Origin of the sequence: Parashewanella hymeniacidonis, from assembly GCF_016900895.1 — a bacterium.
Taxonomy (GTDB): domain Bacteria; phylum Pseudomonadota; class Gammaproteobacteria; order Enterobacterales; family Shewanellaceae; genus Parashewanella; species Parashewanella hymeniacidonis.
The window spans coordinates 1-2,261 of sequence record NZ_JAFEUN010000235.1 but is presented as its reverse complement, the minus strand read 5'-3'; the positions used below and the strand labels follow the sequence as shown (position 1 = coordinate 2,261).

Annotated in this window: 1 protein-coding gene; it reads left to right on the top strand. The window is 47.4% G+C overall.

The features are described 5' to 3' along the window. A partial coding sequence (locus tag JQC92_RS21935; RefSeq protein ID WP_205001654.1) for a hypothetical protein occupies positions 1–2,111 on the top strand: 2,111 nt, incomplete at its 5' end. Positions 2,112–2,261: the final 150 nt, after the last annotated feature.

Here is a 2,261-nt window from a genome sequence, read left to right as displayed (position 1 = left end):
CTATTTCAGATTTCTCCGCATGCTTTCGTGAATTACGTCTGACTGATAATAATTTTTTAAAGTTATCAGATTCTCAAAAAAAAAGGTGTGTGCATCTAGCGCTGCATGATGGTCATCATGATATGGTGGCTGCGTTTATGAAAGTACTGGCGGAGTTACTGAAGGCAGGGAAGTTATCAGAAGATAAGTTCATAGCGCTGGCAGCAGCGAAAGATGGTGACGAAATACCTGGACTATTTCTGGCGCTGCAAGAGGGTCAGCATGATACGGTGGCTGCGTTTATGAAGGTGCTGGTGGAGTTACTGAAGGAAGGGAAGTTATCAGAAGATAAGTTCATAGCGCTGGCAGCGGGGAAAGATGGTGACGAAACACCTGGACTATGTCTGGCGCTGCAAAATGGTCATCATGAGACGGTGGCAGCGTTTATGAAGGTGCTGGTGGAGTTACTGAAGGAAGGGAAGTTATCAGCAGATAAGTTCATAGCGCTGGCAGCAGCGAAAGATGGTGACGGAACGCCTGGACTATATTTGGCGCTGCAAGAGGGTCAGCATGAGACGGTGACTGCGTTTATGAAGGTGCTGGTAGAGTTACTGAAGGAAGGGAAGTTATCAGCAGATAAGTTCATAGCGCTGGCAGCAGCGAAAAGACGTAACGGAACACCTGGACTATGTCTAGCGCAGCAAAATGGTCAGCATGAGACGGTGGCTGCGTTTATGAAGGTGCTGGCGGAGTTACTGAATGAAGGGACGTTATCAGCAGATAAGTTCATAGAGCTGGCAGCAGCGAAAGATGGTGATGAAACACCTGGACTATGTCTGGCGCAGAAAAACGGTCAGCATGATACGGTGGCTGCGTTTATGAAGGTGCTGGCGGAGTTACTGAAGGAAGGGAAGTTATCAGAAGATAAGTTCATAGCGCTGGCAGCGGGGAAATATGGTGACGGAACGCCTGGACTATATTTGGCGCTGCAAGAGGGGCAGCATGAGACGGTGGCTGCGTTTATGGAAGCACTGGCGGAGTTACTGAAGGAAGGGACGTTATCAGCAGATAAGTTCATAGAGCTGGTAGCAGCGAAAGATGGTGACGAAATACCTGGACTATGGATGGCGCTGCAAGAGGGTCAGCATGATACGGTGGCTGCGTTTATGAAGGTGCTGGCGGAGTTACTGAAGGAAGGGAACTTATCAGAAGATAAGTTCATAGCGCTGGCAGCAGCGAAAGATGGTGACGAAACACCTGGACTATGTCTAGCGCAGCAAAAAGGTCAGCATGATACGGTGGCTGCGTTTATGAAGGTGCTGGTGGAGTTACTGAAGGCAGGGAAGTTATCAGAAGATAAGTTCATAGAGCTGGCAGCAGCGAAAGATGGTGACGAAACACCTGGGCTATGGATGGCGCTGCAAAATGGTCATCATGATACGGTGACTGCGTTTATGAAGGTGCTGGTGAAGTTACTGAAGGAAGGGACGTTATCAGAAGATAAGTTCATAGCGCTGGCAGCAGCGAAAGATGGTGACGAAACACCTGGACTATTTCTGGCGCTGCAAGAGGGTCAGCATGAGACGGTGACTGCGTTTATGAAGGTGCTGGTGGAGTTACTGAAGGCAGGGAAGTTATCAGAAGATAAGTTCATAGAGCTGGCAGCGGGAAAAAGACGTGACGAAACACCTGGACTATGTCTAGCGCTGCAAGAGGGTCATCATGAGACGGTGACTGCGTTTATGAAGGTGCTGGTGGAGTTACTGAAGGAAGGGACGTTATCAGAAGATAAGTTCATAGAGCTGGCAGCAGCGAAAGGTGGCAACGAAACACCAGGGTTATTTCTGGCGTTGCAAAACGGTCGTAATGAAGTGGTAACGGCATTTATGACGGTGTTGGCCGAGTTGTTGAGAGAAAAATCTTTGTCGGAAGAGGCATTCAAGGAGCTGGCAGCGGCGAAAAGTGGTAACGAAACATTTGGGTTATTTATGGCGCAGCAATGCCATTATCATAAGACGGTAAAAGCATTCATGAGCGTGTTGGACTCGTTAGGTAGACGTGGGAGTTTGTCCATGGATGCATTAACAGAACTCAAAAAGAGAGCTAAACCTTTGGGTAACCCCCTTTTTTAGGATTAAGCAGTTCGGGTTATTATGTGTAAAGAATTTTATGGAATGTCAAAAAAGATGGCATCGTTACGAAGGTAAGAGATGGTCAAGTCACAGTAAAATTCGATGGGCATCTGACTAAAATCAATAAGGTCTTTTTCAGATTTTAATTAG